Genomic DNA, 16,201 nt, shown 5'->3' on the forward strand with positions numbered 1-16,201 from the left:
CGGGCCCATCGCGCCGGTGTGACGCGGCGAGGCGGCAACGGCGTTCGCCTTCCTTTGGCCATCCACATTCGCAGTTTGTTGTTCGTCGCATGGAAAAGCCCGGCGGCGATGGATCTTCGCGCCGCGCCATGCGTGCGACGAAGCCATAAGAAGGTGGCGCGCCGCGCTGCCTTCGTGGATTGGAGTCAGGCATGTCTTTCAAACAAATCTTGGTGGTCGGTGCGTGCGTCGCGCTGACCGCACTTCCGCCCCAGCAGGTTGTTGCCCAGGCGACGGCGCAGGCCGTGCCGCTGTCGGCCGAGCAGGCACGTTCACTCGGTGTGCGCTTCAGCCCGGTCGCAGCGTCTGCCGGCCTGGAGGTCGGCACGCACGCACGCGTCGTCTTCAAGCCGGACGCGCAATACGTGGTGGCGGCGCCGTATGCCGGCATGGTGCCGCGGGTGCTGGTGTCGGTGGGGCAGACCGTCCGGCCCGGCCAAGCGCTGGCGAGTTTCCTGAGCCCGCAGCTTTTCGAGGCGAGCCGCGCGCTCACGGAGGCCAACTCGCAGGCGCGTCTCGCGCAGCAGTCGCTCGCACGCGACAAGGCCCTCTACGACGACGGCATCATCGCCGGGAGCCGCTGGCAGGCAACCCAGGCGCATGCCGCTGAAGCCAATGCCATGGCCCGGGCGCGCCGGGCGGAGCTGGCTTCCGCCGGGATCGCTTTTTCCGGCCCGGGAGGTGACGCCCAACTGGTTGCCAACCGTGGCGGCGTCGTGTCGGAAGTCAACGCGGTGCCGGGCGCGCGCGTGGATGCGGCGGCGCCGCTGTTCCGGATCGTCGACCCTGCTGCGCTCGAGCTGGACCTGCTGGTCGGCCGCGACGTGCCGGTCCCGGCGCCGGGCGACCGCATCGAGATTGCGCAGCGCAACGCCGGCGGAGCGGTCATCGGTGTTGCGCCCTCGGGCGATGGCACGGCGGGTGTGCGCGTGGGGGCGTCGCTCGAGCGACGCGGCGATCTGCGTGCTGGCGAGAGCGTCAACGTCACGCTCAAACTGCGCGGGGCGAGTGGGGCGGGCCTGGTGCGGGTGCCGGCGGCTGCGCTGGTCTACGTGCACGGCGTACCGGGCGTCTTTGTCGCGACCGACAAGGGCTTCCGCCTGCAGGAAGTCTCGGTGGCGAGCACGGACGATGCCGTTGCCGTCGTGCGCGCCAACCTGCCGGCGGGAAGCCGTGTCGCCGTGACGGGCGTCGGTGCGCTCAAGGGTTTGCTGGCGGGAGAACAGTGATGCTGCCCCGCCTGATCGAGTTTTCTTTGCGCCAGCGCGTGCTGGTGCTGATCGCGGCCGGCGTGCTTGCCGCGGCCGGCGTATGGGCCTATCTGAACCTGCCGATCGACGCCTTCCCCGATATCTCGCCGACACAGGTCAAGGTCGTGCTCAAGGTGCCGGGCATGACACCGGAAGAGGTCGAGCAGCGTGTCTCCACCCCCATCGAACAGGAGCTGCTTGGCCTGCCGCACAAGACCATCGTGCGTTCGGTGTCCAAGTACGGCATCAGCGATGTCACGGTCGATTTCGAGGAAGGTGTCGATGTCTACTGGGCGCGCCAGCAGGTGTCGGAGCGCCTGGCGGGCCTGGCGCGCGATCTGCCGTCGACCGCCGTGGGCGGGCTGGCGCCCATTACCACGCCGCTGGGCGAGATGTTCATGTTCACCGTCGAAGGCGACGGCTATTCGCTGGCCGAGCGGCGCCGCGTGCTGGACTGGGTGATCCGGCCAGCGCTGCGCACGGTTGCAGGAGTGGCCGACGTCAACGCCCTCGGCGGTGAAGTGCGCAGCTACGAGGTGACGCCCGACCCGGCGCGCCTGCGCGCGCGCGGTGTCACGCTGGAACAGTTGCGCCAGGCGCTGGACACCAACAACCGCAACGATGGCGCAGGCCGCCTCGACCGCGGCGACGAGCACTGGGTCGTGCGCGTGGAAGGCGGCATTCGCGGGCTGGATGACCTGCGCGCGATCGTCGTGGTGCCGGCGCAGAGCCTGACCTCCGCGCCCGCGGTGACCGTCGGCGACGTCGCCACCGTGCGGCTGGGCGAGGCCACCCGTAACGGCGCCGTCAGCAAGGATGGCAACGGCGAGGCGGTCGAAGGCCTGGTGCTGGGTCTGCGCGGCAGCGATGCACGCAAGCTGGTCGAGGCCGTGCAGGCGCGGCTGGATGCGCTGGGCCCCGAACTGCCCAAGGGCATGTCCACCCACGTCTTCTACAACCGTGGCGAACTGGTGACGCGTGCGGCCAACACCGTGGTGCGCGCGCTGGTTGAAGCCAGCGTGCTGGTGGTCGTGACGCTGTACCTGTTCCTGGGCGGCGTGCGTGCCGCGCTGGTGGTGGCGGCCACGCTACCGCTGTCGATGCTGGCGACCTTCCTGCTGATGCGCTACGTGGGCCTGACGGCGAATCTGATGAGCCTTGGCGGCCTGGCGATCGCGCTGGGCATGCTGGTAGACGCGGCGGTGGTGGTGGTGGAGAACATCGAGACCGCCATGGCCCGCGCCAAAGACCACAAGACCGATCCGGCCCTGCGCGGCGCGGTCATCCGCCATGCGGTGGCGACCGTGGCCGTGCCGATGCTCTCGGGCGTTTCGATCATCGCCATCGTGTTCTTGCCGCTGCTGTCCTTGCAGGGGCTCGAGGGCAAGCTGTTCGGGCCGGTAGCGCTCACCATCGTGCTGGCGCTGGCGTCGTCCGTGGTGATCGCCTTTACGGTGGTGCCGGCGCTGGCTTCCATCCTGCTGCTCGCGCACGCGGATGAATCGCCCTGGCTGATGCGCAAGGTGGCTGCCGGCTTTGCGCGGATGCAGGACTGGACGACGACGCATCGGCGCATTGTGTTCGGCGTGGCCGGCGCGGCCCTGGCGCTGGCCGTGGTGCTGTACATGTCGGTCGGCAAGACGTTCATGCCGACGATGGACGAGGGCGACCTGATCGTGCAGTTGCAGAAGGCGCCGTCGGTCTCGCTGGCGGCTTCGCTGGACCTGGACCAACGCGTGCAGCAGGCGTTGCTCAAGGAGGTGCCGGAGATTCGCTCGATCGTGGCGCGCTCGGGCTCCGACGATCTTGGCCTGGACCCGATGGGCCTCAACGAAACCGATACCTTCCTCGTGCTCAAGCCCAAGGATCAGTGGCGTGGCAGCAAGGAGGACATCGCCGTCGCAATCCGGCACGTCATGGAGCGCTTCCCGGGCGTGATCTACGGCTTCACGCAGCCCATCGAGATGCGTGTCTCCGAGATGCTGACCGGCACCCGCGGCGACGTCGCCATCAAGCTCTTCGGCAGCGACCTTGCCGCCATTGATACGGCAGCCCAGGCCATCGCCGCCAAGATCCGCACCATTCCTGGCGCGGCGGAGGTGATCGCCCCGAGCAACAGCGGCGTGCAGTACCTGAAGGTGTCGCTGGACCGTGCCGCGGTCGGGCAGGCCGGCTTCTCCGGCGACGCGCTGCAGGCGCAACTGCGCGCGCTGATCGAAGGTGACCGGATTGGCGTGGTGCCGGAGGGCATTGTCCGCACGCCGCTGATACTGCGCGGCGGTGCGGGCCTGCGGCGGGCGCCCGAGAACCTCACCAACCTGCTGGTGACCGCGCCCGACGGCAAGGTATGGCCGCTGACCACCCTGGCGCACATCGAACGCGTGGATGGCCCCGTGCGCATCAACCACGAGGACGGCGCCCGGTTTGCCGTCATCCAGGCCAACGTGGAGGGCCGCGATCTGGCGGGCTTCGTGCAGGAAGCGCAGGCAGCGGTCAGCAGCCTCAGTACGTTGCCGAAGGGCTTGCGCGTCGTCTGGGGCGGCCAGTTCGAGAACCAGCAGCGTGCGGCAGCCCGCCTCGCGCTGGTCGTGCCGCTGGCACTGGGGGCGATCTTCCTGTTGCTGATGCTGACCTTCCGCTCGGTGCGGCAGGCGGTGCTGGTGGTCGCCAACATCCCGTTTGCACTCGTGGGCGGCATTGCCGCCTTGCGGATGTCGGGAGAGTACTTGTCGGTGCCGGCGTCCGTGGGCTTCATTGCATTGCTTGGGATTGCCGTGCTCAACGGCGTGGTGCTGGTCTCGCACTTCAATACGCTGCTGGAGTCGGGCCTGAGCATGGCGGAAACCGTCCGTGCCGGCGTGCGTGACCGCCTGCGGCCCGTGCTCATGACCGCCTGCATTACCGCACTGGGAATGATTCCGCTGCTGCTGGCCAGCGGGCCGGGGTCGGAAATTCAGCGCCCGCTGGCGATTGTCGTATCGGGCGGGCTGGTGTCGTCGACGGCGCTCACGCTGCTCCTGCTGCCCCTGCTGTTTGAACGTTTTGGTATGCCCCGGTCCCGTGCGGCGGCCGGGCAGGGAGATTCGCAATGAGGTTGGACATGATTCGCAGTATGTTGGCCTGCGCCAGCGCGCTGCTGCTGTGGAGCGCTACGGCGTGGGCGCAGCCCACCCCAGGCTACCTGCCTGTCGAGAGCGCGGTGCGCGAGGCGGTCGCGCAGTCGCCAGACGTGATGGCAGCCGAAGCCCGCCGCGATGCCACGTTGGCCCGTGCGGAAGGCATTCGCGCCGGGACCGCCGAAACCGTGGTGCGGGCGATCGGTCAGGGGCGGCAGGTTCGCGACCCTGCCGAGCGCCATGCCGAAGGGCAGATCGCCGTGGAGCGGCCGTTGCGGTTATGGGGCAAGGCGCAAGCCGACGGGCAGCTTGCCGATGCGGCGGCCGAGGCGGGCCAGCTTGCGGTGAAGGATGCGCGCCACGAGGCATCGCGGCAGATCCTGTCGTTGTGGTTTGCTGCCGTGCGGGCCGGGCAGGCGCGCCGGGCCGCCGAAGAGAACGCCCAGGCCGCTGCCGAGCTATCGGCGCTGACGGCCAGGCGCGTCCAGCTGGGCGACGCTGCGCGCCTGGATGGCGAACTGGCTGCCGCCGACCATGCGCGCATGCAGGCTGCACTGGCGGTGGCTTCGGCGGCAGAGCAGGCGGCGCAGGCAGAACTGCAGGCCCGTTTTCCAGGACTTGGCGGTCCTGCCCTGGCCGCCGACACGGCACTGCCGGCGGTGCCGCAAGACCCGCCCGAGCAACTGCGCACCGAGTACATCCGCGACAGTCACGAATATCGGCTCGCCATGGCGGAAGAAGCGCAGGCGCTGCAACAAGCCAAGCGCGCCGACCTGGAGCGCCGCCCGGATCCGACCGTCGGCATGTTCGTCACCGTGGAGCGCGGCGGTGCGGAGCGCATCATGGGCGTCAGCGTGGCCATGCCGCTGGGGTCGGCGCATCGCCGCTCAGCCGCCACGGCGGCAGCGGCCGACGCAGAAGCCGCCGCACGCCGCAGGCTGGGTGCGGAACGCAGGCTGGGCGCGGAGTTCGATGTGTTGTACCGTAACCTGCAAGGCAGGCGGGCGACCGCACAAGCGCAACGCGAAGCGGCTATGTTGCAGAAGAGCGCGTCGGACCGCGCAACCCGGGCGTACCGCGCCGGCGAAACCGGCCTGGCCGAACTGCTCGCAGCGCGCCGCGGCCTGGCCGATGCGCTGCTTGCCGAGCGGCTCGCTCGGGTGGATGTGCTGGAGGCCGACAGCCGTCTCCAGCTCGACCTGCACCGGATGTGGGATTTCGATGATTGAGCTGGCGTGTGATCTGACTCATCCCTGTGGTTAGATGGCGGCCAACCTGACGAACAATGCCGTCGCCCGAGTGACGGCGCAATGCATGGACCCAACCCCGATGAACGATGCGACAACCTGACGAAATCGCCCCTGAGGCCACCCCCGATCCGGATGACGAAGACAGCACGGCCAAGCAGGCGGCCGGACGGCGCAGCACGCTGGTCAGTGTTGCCGTGAACCTGGGCTTGACCGCTGCCCAGGTGGCAGCGGGCGTGCTTGCCGGTTCCCAGGCGCTGATCGCCGACGCCATCCATTCATTGTCCGATCTGATCTCGGACTTTGTTGTGCTCTTCGCCAGCCACCATAGCCAGAAAGGTCCGGACGCTACCCATCAATACGGCCATCAACGCTTCGAGAACGCGGCTTCGCTGGTGCTCGGCCTGTTGCTGCTCGCGGTGGGCGTGGGGATGCTCTGGAACGCCGTGCTCAAGCTCGAGCACCCGGAAGTCATCCAGCCGGTGAAGCTGATCGCGCTGTGGGTTGCGCTGGGCGCGCTGGCGGCCAAGGAGCTGCTCTTCCGCTACATGCTGGCGGTTGCGGAGCGCGTCCGCTCCAGCATGCTGGTGGCCAATGCATGGCATGCGCGCTCGGATGCCGCGTCGTCGCTGGTAGTGGCGCTCGGCATCACGGGCAATGTGTTCGGCTACCGGCTGCTGGATCCGGTCGCTGCCCTGATCGTCGGCCTGATGGTCACCCGCATGGGCTGGCAGTTCGGCTGGCACGCATTGCACGACCTCATGGACCGTTCCGTCGACGAGGAGACGGTCCGGGCGATCCACCAGACCATGCAGGACACGCCGGGTGTGCGCGGCGTGCATGACGTCAAGACGCGCCGGATGGGGGACATGATCCTGGTGGACGTTCACCTGGAAGTCGATGCCCTGGCGAGCGTGCGGGACGGCCACGACATTGCGCTGGAAGCGCGGCGCCGCGTCATGCTGCGGCGCGATGTGCTGAACGTCATGACCCACGTCGATCCCGTCGATGTCACGGCCTGACGGCCGGGGTCGCCGTGACTCTTTGTTGTTGCGGCGACGGCCTGGCGGCCGTCGTCCGTCAATGCGGCGCGCGTGCAACCACACGCGCATCGCCCTGTTTCCTTAACTGATCTTTTGATTGGATAGCACCATGCATTCCGAACCGAAATACCCGCTGGTCATGCGGTCCCTGCACTGGCTCGTGCTGCTGGCGGTCACGATCGCCGTCGCGTCGATCGAGATCCACGATTTCTTTCCCAAGGGCAGCGCCGCGCGCGATGCGGTGTTCGTGATCCACCAGACCGCGGGGCTGTCCGTGCTCGCCTTGATGGTGCTGCGCGTGCTCGCCCGCTGGAGCACGCAGGCGCTGCCGCCGGTGCCGGGCTCGCTGCTGCTGCAGCGCGCGGCGCGGCTCACGCACGGTGCGCTCTACGTGCTGATGGTCGGGATGCCCATCCTCGGCGTGTTGGCCCTCGCCTGGGCGGGCAAGCCGATTCAGCCGTTTGGCATGACCCTGTCGCTGCCGCTTGCGCAGGACAAGCCGCTGGGGAGCCTGCTCAAGGAGGTGCATGAGTCGGGCGCCACGGTCGTCTACATCGTGGTGGGGTTGCATGCCGCGGCGGCACTGTGGCACGAGTTCATCCTGAAAGACCGGCTGCTGCGACGCATGCTCTGACTTCTCGGCACGTCGTTCTGACACGAGACTGCGCATGTTTTCCAGGCGCCTGCTTCCCAATCTTGCGCTGCTGGCGCTGTCGGCACTGACGCTGGCGGCAGGCCTGTGGGCGCGTCACGTTGGCGCCGACGCGCTGGCCAGGCAGCTTTGGCTGGTCGGCGTCATTCCGAACTGGCTTGCCCTGGCGGTGACGATCGTTCGGTCATTGATGCGACGGCAGGTGGGCATCGATGTCCTGGCCGTGTTATCGATGAGCTTCGCGCTGCTGTCGGGCGCAGTGCTGGTGGCTGCGGTCATCGCATTGATGCTCGCCAGCGGGCGCGCGCTCGAAGACTTTGCCCAGGCGCGCGCGCAGCAGGAGATGACGGCGCTGCTGGGCCACGCGCCCAAGCGGGCCAATCGCTTCGCGGACGGGCAGTGGCATCAGGTCGGTCTGGACGAGGTGCAGCCGGGCGACCGGTTGCTGGTGCGGCACGGCGAAGTCGTCCCGGTGGACGGCACGCTCTCGCAGCCGGCCGATCTGGATGAATCCACGTTGACCGGAGAGTCCATCGCAAGGCATCGCCCGGTCGCCGATGCGGTGTGCAGTGGCGTCCTCAATATTGGCGCGGCGTTCGAGATGGTGGCGGCTGCGTCCGCCGAGAACAGCACCTTCGCGGGCGTTGTCCGGCTGGTCAGTGCGGCGCAGGCTGAGCGCAGCCCGTCCGTGCGCCTAGCCGATCGCTATGCCTTGGTGTTCGTGGGCGTCACCGTCGTCCTGGCCGGGGCGAGTTGGATACTCACCGGCAATGCCGAACGTGCCCTTGCCGTACTGGTGGTGGCGACACCGTGTCCGCTGCTGCTGGCGGTGCCCGTGGCGATTGTCTCTGGCTTGTCGCGGTGCGCGCGCCGCGGCGTGCTGGTCAAAGGCGGGGCGGCGCTCGAGAGGCTGGCTGTGGCGGATACGCTGTTCTTCGACAAGACCGGCACGCTCACCAGCGGGTACGCCAGACTGGTCGACATCGCGTGTGACCATCGCTATCAAGCGGATGCGGTGCTGGGCCTCGCCGCATCGTTGGCGCAGGCATCGAACCATGTCGTGGCCGAGTCGGTCGTCAAGGCTGCCCGCGAGCGGGGTGTCGCGCTGCAACTGCCGAGCGGGATCATCGAAAGCCCCGGCGCGGGCGTCCGGGGGCGCGTCGGTGATCACGTCGTCTCCATCGGCAGCCTGTCGCACGTCCTGGGGCAGGGCGACGCGCCTGCCTGGAGCCAAGGTTTCATCAAGCGTGTGAATTATGCAGGGGCATCGGCCGTGTTCATCGGGGTGGACGGCGAGCTTGTCGGCGGGTTGCAGCTGATCGACCGCGTTCGTCTCGAGACCCCCCGCGCTTTGCGCCTGCTGCGCCGGGAGGGTATCCGACGGCAGGCGATGCTGACCGGCGATCGTCTGGACGTCGCCGAATCCGTTGGCGCCATGTTGGGCGTCAGCGAGGTCTACGCAGCCTTGTCGCCGGCGGCCAAACTCGCGGCCATCCAGGGCGCTCGCGCTGCCGGCAACGTGATCATGGTCGGTGATGGCATCAACGATGCGCCGGCGCTCGCCGCCGCGGACATCGGCGTCGCGATGGGCGCGCGGGGCGCCGCGGCGTCTTCCGAAGCGGCCGACGTTGTCCTGCTGGTCGATCGGCTGGACCGGCTCGTCGATGCCGTGCGGATTGCCCGCCGTACCAGGCGTATCGCGCTGCAGAGCGTGACCATCGGCATGTCGCTGTCGCTCGCGGCCATGGTGGCGGCCGCCCTGGGCCATCTGCCGCCGCTGGCGGGCGCGATGCTGCAGGAAATCATTGACGTACTGGCCATCGGCAACGCCCTGCGCGTCTTGCGACCGGCCGCGACCGAGGCCGTGCGTTCATTGGCGGTCGACGATGTCGAGCGTCTCAAGGCCGAGCATGCGGAGCTGGAGCCCATCATGAACCGGATACGCACGGTGGCCGACGCGCTGCCGCATATGGAAGGCGCCGTCGCGAAGGCTGAACTGCTGGCCCTGGACCAGTCGCTGGCGGAAGTCCTGCTGCCGCATGAGCGCCGAGACGACACCCAGCTCTATCCCGACGTGGCCCGCCTGCTGGGTGGAGACGACCCGATGGCAGCCATGAGCGGCATGCACCGCGAGATCTTCCGCGTGACGACCCTCCTTGGCCGCATCGTCGCCGACATCTCGGCCGACGGCCCCGAGCCTGTCGTCACGCAAGAGCTGCAGCGGTTGCTGTACGGGCTGGACGCCATCCTGCGCCTGCACTGCGCCCAGGAAGACGAGTTGTTTCACGTGCTCGGTAAAGAGGCTTGAGCGTCATGACGAACCTGCTTGCGTTGTCCGCGACGGTTTTCCTGCTGAACATGATGCCGGCGTTCGCACCGCCGACCTGGATGGTGATGTCGTGGATCGGTTTCGCTCGGCCCGAGGCCAATCCGGTGCTCCTGGCGGGGGTGGCGGCTTGCGCAGCCACGGCGGGCCGCCTTGTCCTGGCACGATTGTCATGCGCGCTCGTCCGCAACCGCTGGATGCGCGACGCCGACCGGCAGAACATCAATGTGGTCCGCGCCTGGCTGGAGCAGCGCAAGGGCATGACGGCCGGGCTGATGCTTGCTTATGCGTTCAGCCCATTCCCCTCCAACTACGTCTTCATCGCGTACGGCCTGACCGGCATGCGGTTATGGCTGATCGGGCTGCCTTTCTTCTTCGGCCGCTGGGTGAGCTACCTCACCTGGACACACATCGCACAGATCGGCGCGCGGTATCTGGATGAAGAGTCGGAGATCGACGGCGCCTACATGGGCGTGTATTTCGTGGTGTCCCAGTTGGCGTTCCTCGGCCTGGTGTACGGCTTCGCAAAAGTCGATTGGCAGCACTTCCTGCGAACGAAGCGCCTGCGCTGGCGGCGTGCGGGGCGGACGGCGTCGGATGCCAAGGATGCTAAGGATGCCCGCGGCGAGACGCGGCAATAACCCGGCGCAGGCATTGCCGCCGGGGTCCGCCCGCGAGCGCTCCCGCTATTCCGGCGAAACGTGCTTCGCCTGCGGGATCGGGTTGACGTTGCCGTCGAAATGCGCCCCCCCGGAGAGCTCTGAAATGTGATGGATCTTCGGGTCACGATGCCCATCGACGTGCGCGTCGTGCGGATCGATGAACGACATCGCCGTGCGACGGCGCAGCAGATGGGGATCACGCGGTTGCGCCTGCGACTCGCGCCACAGTTCCGCCGTGAACTTGAGCCCGGCGCGCAGCGCGTGCGCGCTTTCCTGTTTGCCCTTGCGCTGGTCCGAGACGCGCTCGATGCCCTTCTTGACGACCTCTTCCAGGAAGGTCAGGCGGGCGCGGTAGTAGTCGGCATGCATCTGCGCGTCAAGCACGCGCTGTTCCGCTTGATACAGCTCCATGCGCAGCTCGTTGAGCGCCCGTTCGGCCTGCTTTTCGGGAGAGGGTGCGTGATTCAAAGCCCAGTTTGCAATCCACCGCAACATGGTGAGGCCCTCCTGTCGTGCTGGCGTCAGCCGATATGCTGGCGACACCAGTCATTGAGCGCGCGTTGATCAGCATTGATCACTGCCTACGAAACAGACTAGCAAAAAATTCGGGCGGCTTGCGCACACGCGCGGCTGCGCCTGTTGCGAAAAGGAAGCATGGTCCATTTGGGTGAGATGCACGCCCCTGAAGTTCTGGTTTGATCAGGGTTTGTCCCGGACGTCATCGGCTGCCACGGCAGCTTTGGCGCGCATGCAACCGATTGCGCTAGGCGGCAAGCAGGTCCGCAAGCTCGCCCATGTCAGCCACATGACAGTCGAACGCCGGGTCCGGTGCGGTATCGACCGTTGCGCCCGGGCCAAACTCGAGCGGGCGCGCAATGAATGCCGTCCGCCAACCCCGCGCCCGGGCGGCCATCAGGTCGTACTTGTGTGAGGCGACCATCATGACCTCGCTGGGCGCCACCCCGAGCGAGCGGATCGCGAGGTCATAGACCTTGGGATCAGGTTTGAACGATTTCACCAGTTCACCCGTCAGGATGGCGTCGAAGGATAGCCCCCCATGCCGCGCAATGCGGATCACCGAAGCCATGCTGCCGTTGGACAGCGCCGCCGTCAGGTAGCGCGACCGCAGGCGGTGCAGCCCCTGCGGCGTATCGGCCCACGGGCGCAGTTGACTCCATGTGGCGTTGAGCAGGTCGCGGTCTTCCGTGCTCACGCGCTGTGCCCAGGGATAGTCCTGCAGCAGGGTATCCAACGCTTCACGGTAGATGGTGTCCGTGGAAGTCCAGCCGCGGTTTCCGGCCAGGATGGCGTCCATGCCCACCCGATAACCAGCGCGCCAGCGCACAATGATTTCGGACCAGTCGGCGACGAACTGGCGGCGCGCAGCCAGCGCTTCACCGGCTTCGATGACGGGGGTATGGAAATCCACCAGCGTGCCCTGTACATCGAAGCACAAGGCCTTGAGCGTCGACGGGTCGAAGGTCATGTGCGGCAGTTTCGGCGAACGTCGCTCAACGGAAGCGGTAGGTGAGCGATGCCATGGCCGTGGTCTGCTGGCGGCGCTGCGTGATCGGGCTGTCGGCGGCGTCGCCCCGGAGCCGCGCAACCGTCAGCGAGCCGTTGGCCGTCCAGTGGTCATCGAGTTGGCAGGTCACGATGGCGTTGACATGGATATCGCGGATGCCGGCATGCGTGGCGAACACGGGCAGGCCCGAGTGCGCGCTTTGTCCATCGTCCACGCCGAAAAAGGTGCGCATGTATTGGCCATTGGTCCACGACACCCCGGTGCCGAGGCTGAAGAGCCAGCGGCCCAGCGGGGCGCTGGCGTAGGCATCGGCATTGGCGATCAGGCCCTGGCGATTGCCGAGGACATCCTGCTCGGCGTCGGTGGACAGCGTCAGGAACGACACCGTGTACTGTGCAAATGCCTTGGCGCGGACCGTGGCGTTGACGTTGCCCAGGCCATTGAGCCTGGCATCGTCGTGGGCATGGCGCCAGGTCGGATCGAACTGGAAGTTGCCGCCAATCTGCCACGTGTCGTCGTTGACGACATACACGCCTGCGAAGTCCATGCCCTTCGAGAAGAACCGGTGCTGATATTCGATCTCCTGGTCGATCCACGGAAATACGAAGCTGGAGGCCGCGCCCGGGTATTTGGGAGCAACGTAGACGGACGGGCCGACAGAAATGCTCCAGTCCGACGTTGCAGCGCCGGATTCCGCCGCAGCCGCCGGCATCAGGGGCCATGATGCGATCACGGTACTCAGAAGCAGGGTACGAAACGCGAGGCGGCGGAGCATGGGGCGGGTGCGGAAGTGGAGGCGCGCCATTGTAGAGCACCCACGCCGCGCCGCGCGCCCATGAAAAAACGCCGGGCAGGATCCCGGCGTTCTTCTTCGTGCAGACAGCCTTATTGCTTGGCGGGTGCAGCGGCCTTCGGGGTCGAAGCCGCGTCAGCCTTGGCTTCCGACTTGGCTGCAGCCTTGTGGGCCTTCTTGTGGGCGCGCTTCTTCTCGTGTTTGGCAGCAGCCTTCGGTGCCGAAGCGGCATCGGTGGTCGTCGCTGCAGCGGTCGCTGCCGGTGCAGGTGCGGCGGCCGGTGCGGACGCGGTGCCAGCGGCGAACACGGGGGCTGCGAAGGCACCAGCAACGATCAGAGCGGCCAGGGATTGAGCGACTTTCATGTGAGACTCCTTAATCAGGTACGAGCGGGATATTGGCGGGACTCCAGATACATGGATCTCGTCCCATTTGCGATCCATGCCTCCAAAAACGTCTGACATTGAGGGCGCGCTGACCGCCGTTTGTAAGCGTTCTGCCCACGGTGTAAGCGCGCGTAACACGCGTGCGTTCCGGGTGCTTGCGGTGGTTTGCCATGAGTTGAGACGCATCAAGACACGCGCCCGCGCATGCGCGTACTGTCAGGCTTCGGGTGGACAATCGAAGGGTCTTACACCACACTCCCCGGTGATGCGCGGGTCATCCCAACGCTGGGGGCCGCGCGTTGTTTGGCCGTGGCGTGGGGCGCGTGGGGTCACGTCCCTCCGGCATCGGACACGCCGCAATCCAGTCTCTTCATAAGGACAATACGATGAACAAGCTTCTCGCCGCCCTCGTGGCAGCAGCCTTCAGCGCCGGCGCCTTCGCGCAGGCTTCCGCTCCTGCAGCGCCGGCAGCACCGGCTGCGCCTGCCGCCGCGCCTGCGCCGGCTGCCTCCGCCCCGGCCGCCAGCGAAAAGAAAACGCGCCACCACACGAAGAAAAAGAAGCGCGACCACCGGCCGAAACTCCAGGACAAGAGCGCATACGGCGTGGGCGGCTGATCACCCGCCAACCCGCTGATTCTTCTGCACACCACGGCGCCGGCCCTCAACAGGGGCCGGCGTTTTGTTTGGGCGAGCTCCGCAGAGGCACGGCCGGGCAGAAATCACGTTAAAGTCGCTTGACTTAGAGTGCGCTCTAACTTCTAAGCTCCGTTCATGACCACATTCCTGACCATCGCCCAAGTTGCAGAAGCCACCGGCCTGTCGACGCATACGCTGCGCTATTACGAGCGCATCGGCCTGCTCGACAGTGTGCAGCGGCGCGATAACGGCCATCGTGTCTTCCGCACCGAAGACATGAGATGGCTCGAGTTCCTGCTGCGCCTGCGCGATACCGGCATGCCGATCGCGCAGATGCAGGCGTACGCCGCACTGCGGCGGCAGGGCGACAGTCTGGAGAGTGTGTCGGCGCGCCAACGCCTGCTGGAATCGCATGCGGCGGCGCTGGAAGCGGAGCTGCGCGCGCGGGCCGAAACGCTGGCCGTGCTGCGCGTCAAACTCGTTGTCTACGACGGCATCCGGGCACGGATTGAAGCCGCGGAAGGCTCGAAGGGCTCTGCTTCCTCATCTCTCAAATCGAAGCACAAGCCGAAACGCCAACCGAACGAGGACGCGCATGACACCGAACACGCACACCGCCCAATCCGCAAACCACGCCAATCTGCAGGACGACCGTTACGCACGGGGCTGGCTAAAGCTGAAGGAAGTCGATGATGTGGCCGGCGAACGCGTGGTCGAGGCCATGGCTGACATCGCGCCCGACCTCGGCCGCTACATCGTCGAATTCGGGTTTGGCGATGTTTACTGCCGCCCTGGCCTGACGCTGCGCGAGCGCGAGATTGCCACCATTGCCGCGCTCACGGCGCTGGGCAACGCGGCACCGCAGTTGAAGGTGCACATTGCGGCGGGGCTCAACGTCGGGCTCACGCGCACGGAGATCACCGAGACGATCCTGCAGATGGCGCTATACGCGGGTTTTCCGGCAGCGCTCAACGGCATGTTTGTCGCCAAGGAAGTGTTTGCCGCTCACGACGCCGAGGCCTAGGGCGTGGTCGCTGCCGGAGGGTCGATCCGCCGCGACACCAGCAACTGATCGACGCGGTGATTGTCGATGTCGAGCACTTCAATATGCAGCGGCCCGATGTCGACGGTTTCGCTCTTCTTGGGAATGCGCTTGAGCGCGTAGATGACCAGCCCGGCAAGCGTTTCGACGTGGTGTTCGCCGGGCAGGTCGTCGAGGTCGAAGGCGCGTTTGACGTCGCCCAGCGGCGTGACACCGTCGATCAGGCATGAGCCGTCATCGCGGCGCACGATCTGCTCGTCCTCGCCCAGGTACAGGATGTCGCCCATCACCGCGCCGACAATGTCGTCGAGTGTCACAACACCCACCACCAGCCCATATTCGTTGACGACCGCGCCAAAGCGCTCGTGCATCTCGCGAAAGCGCGTGAGCGCTTGCGACAGATTGAGCGTGTCTGGCAGCACCAGCAGATTCTTGTCGTAGTGCTTGCTTATGTTGCGGATCACGGCGGACGACTCGTCCGACAGGATCTGCTGCAGGATGTCCTTGGACGCGATGAAGCCGAGCACCGAGTCGATGTCTTCGCGGCAGACGAGATATTCGGCGTGCGGCTGCGCAATGATCTTCATCTTGATCGACTCCAGCGGCTCGTCCACCGTGAAGTAGATCACCTCGTCGCGCACGGTCATCACCGAGGTGATGGTGCGCGATTCCAGCTCGAACACGTTTTCGATCATGGCCAGCTCGTGCTTGCGCAGCACGCCGGCTTCCGCGCCTGCGCCCACCATGGCGGCGATGTCTTCGGTGGTGATCTGGTCGACGCGGTGTGTCGGCACGCCGAACAGCTTGAGGAACATGTCGGCCGCCCCATTGAACAGCCACACCACCGGCCGCAGTGCGCGCAGGCACGACTGCATCGGGCCGATGACCGACAGCGCGCAGCGCTCGGGGTAAAGCACGGCCAGGCGCTTGGGCAGCAGGTCGGCAAAGAGAATGAACAGCGCCGTCACGATGATGAAGCCGGCGATGCTGCCGATCCGTTCGGCGCGGGCGGCAGGCAGCCACTCGCTCAGCCCCGCGGCGAGCGGCCCCGAGATCTGGCTGTCGCCGATGACACCGGCCAGGATGGCCACCGCATTCACCCCGATTTGCACCACGGTGAAGAAGTTGCCGGGGGTGTCCTTCAGTTGCAGCACGTGCTGGGCGCGGACGTCGCCATCGTCCGCCAACGTCTGCAGGCGGGTGCGGCGCGAGGCAGTCAGTGCGATCTCGGATGCCGAAAAGAAGGCGCTGATCAGGATCAGCGCGAGAAGAATCAGGGCGGACATGATGAGGCGCGACGGCTACCGTTGCGCTGTCACAACTGTACCGCGGCGTGGAATGTGGCTTCGGCCGATCATGGTGCAGCGTCAATCGCTTTGTCAAACCACGGCGTGCGTGGTCGATCGCAAACAATTGTTTAAGTCTGATAGCTACGCCAGGTCATCAGAAATGTGGTTTGCGGTGTACCCACGCCTTCGGCGA

General features: G+C 66.7%; 14 protein-coding genes and 1 pseudogene. 10 read left to right on the plus strand and 5 right to left on the minus strand.

Annotated elements, in window-relative coordinates; all coding sequences use genetic code 11:
- Positions 1-191 precede the first annotated feature (191 nt).
- The 7 genes from R2N03_RS02280 to R2N03_RS02310 all read left to right on the plus strand — a co-directional run bounded on the left by R2N03_RS02280 (position 192) and on the right by R2N03_RS02310 (position 10,314).
- Entirely contained in the window at positions 192-1,268 is a 1,077-nt protein-coding gene (locus R2N03_RS02280; protein ID WP_316654724.1) for an efflux RND transporter periplasmic adaptor subunit, read from the plus strand.
- Positions 1,268-4,381 carry an efflux RND transporter permease subunit gene (locus tag R2N03_RS02285; RefSeq protein ID WP_316654726.1) on the plus strand — a complete coding sequence of 1,038 codons (3,114 nt, stop codon included), beginning with the start codon at positions 1,268-1,270 and terminating at the stop codon, positions 4,379-4,381. Before R2N03_RS02280 ends, R2N03_RS02285 begins: the two co-directional genes overlap by 1 nt.
- Positions 4,378-5,634, plus strand: coding sequence for a TolC family protein (locus R2N03_RS02290; RefSeq protein WP_316654728.1), 1,257 nt, complete (start codon positions 4,378-4,380; stop codon positions 5,632-5,634). Before R2N03_RS02285 ends, R2N03_RS02290 begins: the two co-directional genes overlap by 4 nt.
- Before the next feature lie 107 nt (positions 5,635-5,741).
- Positions 5,742-6,674: a cation diffusion facilitator family transporter gene (locus R2N03_RS02295; RefSeq protein ID WP_316654731.1), complete on the plus strand. Its 933-nt coding sequence runs from the start codon at positions 5,742-5,744 to the stop codon at positions 6,672-6,674.
- Positions 6,675-6,804: 130 nt separating this feature from the next.
- Positions 6,805-7,329, plus strand: coding sequence for a cytochrome b (locus tag R2N03_RS02300; protein ID WP_316654734.1), 525 nt, complete (start codon positions 6,805-6,807; stop codon positions 7,327-7,329).
- Between the two features lie 34 nt (positions 7,330-7,363).
- Positions 7,364-9,655: a heavy metal translocating P-type ATPase gene (locus tag R2N03_RS02305; RefSeq protein WP_316654736.1), complete on the plus strand. Its 2,292-nt coding sequence runs from the start codon at positions 7,364-7,366 to the stop codon at positions 9,653-9,655.
- Positions 9,656-9,660: 5 nt separating this feature from the next.
- Positions 9,661-10,314, plus strand: coding sequence for a hypothetical protein (locus R2N03_RS02310; RefSeq protein WP_316654739.1), 654 nt, complete (start codon positions 9,661-9,663; stop codon positions 10,312-10,314).
- 252 nt (positions 10,315-10,566) lie between these two features.
- Here R2N03_RS02310 and R2N03_RS02315 read toward each other — a convergent pair.
- The 4 genes and pseudogenes from R2N03_RS02315 to R2N03_RS02330 all read right to left on the minus strand — a co-directional run.
- Positions 10,567-10,830, minus strand: a pseudogene (locus tag R2N03_RS02315) (hypothetical protein); the annotation flags it as partial.
- Between the two features lie 268 nt (positions 10,831-11,098).
- Positions 11,099-11,821: a haloacid dehalogenase type II gene (locus tag R2N03_RS02320; protein ID WP_316654742.1), complete on the minus strand. Its 723-nt coding sequence runs from the start codon at positions 11,819-11,821 to the stop codon at positions 11,099-11,101.
- Between the two features lie 25 nt (positions 11,822-11,846).
- Complete coding sequence (locus tag R2N03_RS02325; RefSeq protein ID WP_487372146.1) at positions 11,847-12,635, minus strand: MipA/OmpV family protein; 789 nt, start codon at positions 12,633-12,635, stop codon at positions 11,847-11,849.
- A gap of 110 nt (positions 12,636-12,745) precedes the next feature.
- Entirely contained in the window at positions 12,746-13,018 is a 273-nt protein-coding gene (locus R2N03_RS02330; protein ID WP_316654745.1) for a hypothetical protein, read from the minus strand.
- Between the two features lie 407 nt (positions 13,019-13,425).
- Between R2N03_RS02330 and R2N03_RS02335 the strand changes: the two genes are divergently transcribed.
- The 3 genes from R2N03_RS02335 (at position 13,426) to R2N03_RS02345 (ending at position 14,701) form a co-directional block, all read left to right on the plus strand.
- Complete coding sequence (locus R2N03_RS02335; RefSeq protein ID WP_316654747.1) at positions 13,426-13,656, plus strand: signal peptidase; 231 nt, start codon at positions 13,426-13,428, stop codon at positions 13,654-13,656.
- A 156-nt stretch (positions 13,657-13,812) separates the two neighbouring features.
- Positions 13,813-14,370, plus strand: a complete 558-nt coding sequence (locus R2N03_RS02340) for a MerR family transcriptional regulator (RefSeq protein ID WP_316654749.1) — start codon at positions 13,813-13,815, stop codon at positions 14,368-14,370.
- The gene (locus R2N03_RS02345; protein ID WP_316654752.1) at positions 14,273-14,701 is read left to right on the plus strand and encodes a carboxymuconolactone decarboxylase family protein; all 429 of its coding nucleotides are present in this window, start codon (positions 14,273-14,275) and stop codon (positions 14,699-14,701) included. Before R2N03_RS02340 ends, R2N03_RS02345 begins: the two co-directional genes overlap by 98 nt.
- Here the strand turns inward: R2N03_RS02345 and paeA are convergent.
- Positions 14,698-16,005, minus strand: coding sequence for a polyamine export protein PaeA (gene paeA / locus R2N03_RS02350; RefSeq protein ID WP_316654754.1), 1,308 nt, complete (start codon positions 16,003-16,005; stop codon positions 14,698-14,700). The genes R2N03_RS02345 and paeA overlap by 4 nt on opposite strands.
- Positions 16,006-16,201: the final 196 nt, after the last annotated feature.

It is taken from the genome of Ralstonia condita (genome assembly GCF_958405655.1).
GTDB lineage: Bacteria > Pseudomonadota > Gammaproteobacteria > Burkholderiales > Burkholderiaceae > Ralstonia > Ralstonia condita.

Excerpts from the sequence above, each read along its gene's own strand:
- R2N03_RS02280 (WP_316654724.1), top strand. The coding sequence starts at position 192 with ATGTCTTTCAAACAAATCTTGGTGGTCGGTGCGTGCGTCGCGCTGACC.
- R2N03_RS02285 (WP_316654726.1), top strand. The coding sequence starts at position 1,268 with ATGCTGCCCCGCCTGATCGAGTTTTCTTTGCGCCAGCGCGTGCTGGTG.
- R2N03_RS02290 (WP_316654728.1), top strand. The coding sequence starts at position 4,378 with ATGAGGTTGGACATGATTCGCAGTATGTTGGCCTGCGCCAGCGCGCTG.
- R2N03_RS02295 (WP_316654731.1), top strand. The coding sequence starts at position 5,742 with ATGCGACAACCTGACGAAATCGCCCCTGAGGCCACCCCCGATCCGGAT.
- R2N03_RS02300 (WP_316654734.1), top strand. The coding sequence starts at position 6,805 with ATGCATTCCGAACCGAAATACCCGCTGGTCATGCGGTCCCTGCACTGG.
- R2N03_RS02305 (WP_316654736.1), top strand. The coding sequence starts at position 7,364 with ATGTTTTCCAGGCGCCTGCTTCCCAATCTTGCGCTGCTGGCGCTGTCG.
- R2N03_RS02310 (WP_316654739.1), top strand. The coding sequence starts at position 9,661 with ATGACGAACCTGCTTGCGTTGTCCGCGACGGTTTTCCTGCTGAACATG.
- R2N03_RS02320 (WP_316654742.1), bottom strand. The coding sequence starts at position 11,821 with ATGACCTTCGACCCGTCGACGCTCAAGGCCTTGTGCTTCGATGTACAG.
- R2N03_RS02325 (WP_487372146.1), bottom strand. The coding sequence starts at position 12,635 with ATGCTCCGCCGCCTCGCGTTTCGTACCCTGCTTCTGAGTACCGTGATC.
- R2N03_RS02330 (WP_316654745.1), bottom strand. The coding sequence starts at position 13,018 with ATGAAAGTCGCTCAATCCCTGGCCGCTCTGATCGTTGCTGGTGCCTTC.
- R2N03_RS02335 (WP_316654747.1), top strand. The coding sequence starts at position 13,426 with ATGAACAAGCTTCTCGCCGCCCTCGTGGCAGCAGCCTTCAGCGCCGGC.
- R2N03_RS02340 (WP_316654749.1), top strand. The coding sequence starts at position 13,813 with ATGACCACATTCCTGACCATCGCCCAAGTTGCAGAAGCCACCGGCCTG.
- R2N03_RS02345 (WP_316654752.1), top strand. The coding sequence starts at position 14,273 with ATGACACCGAACACGCACACCGCCCAATCCGCAAACCACGCCAATCTG.
- paeA (WP_316654754.1), bottom strand. The coding sequence starts at position 16,005 with ATGTCCGCCCTGATTCTTCTCGCGCTGATCCTGATCAGCGCCTTCTTT.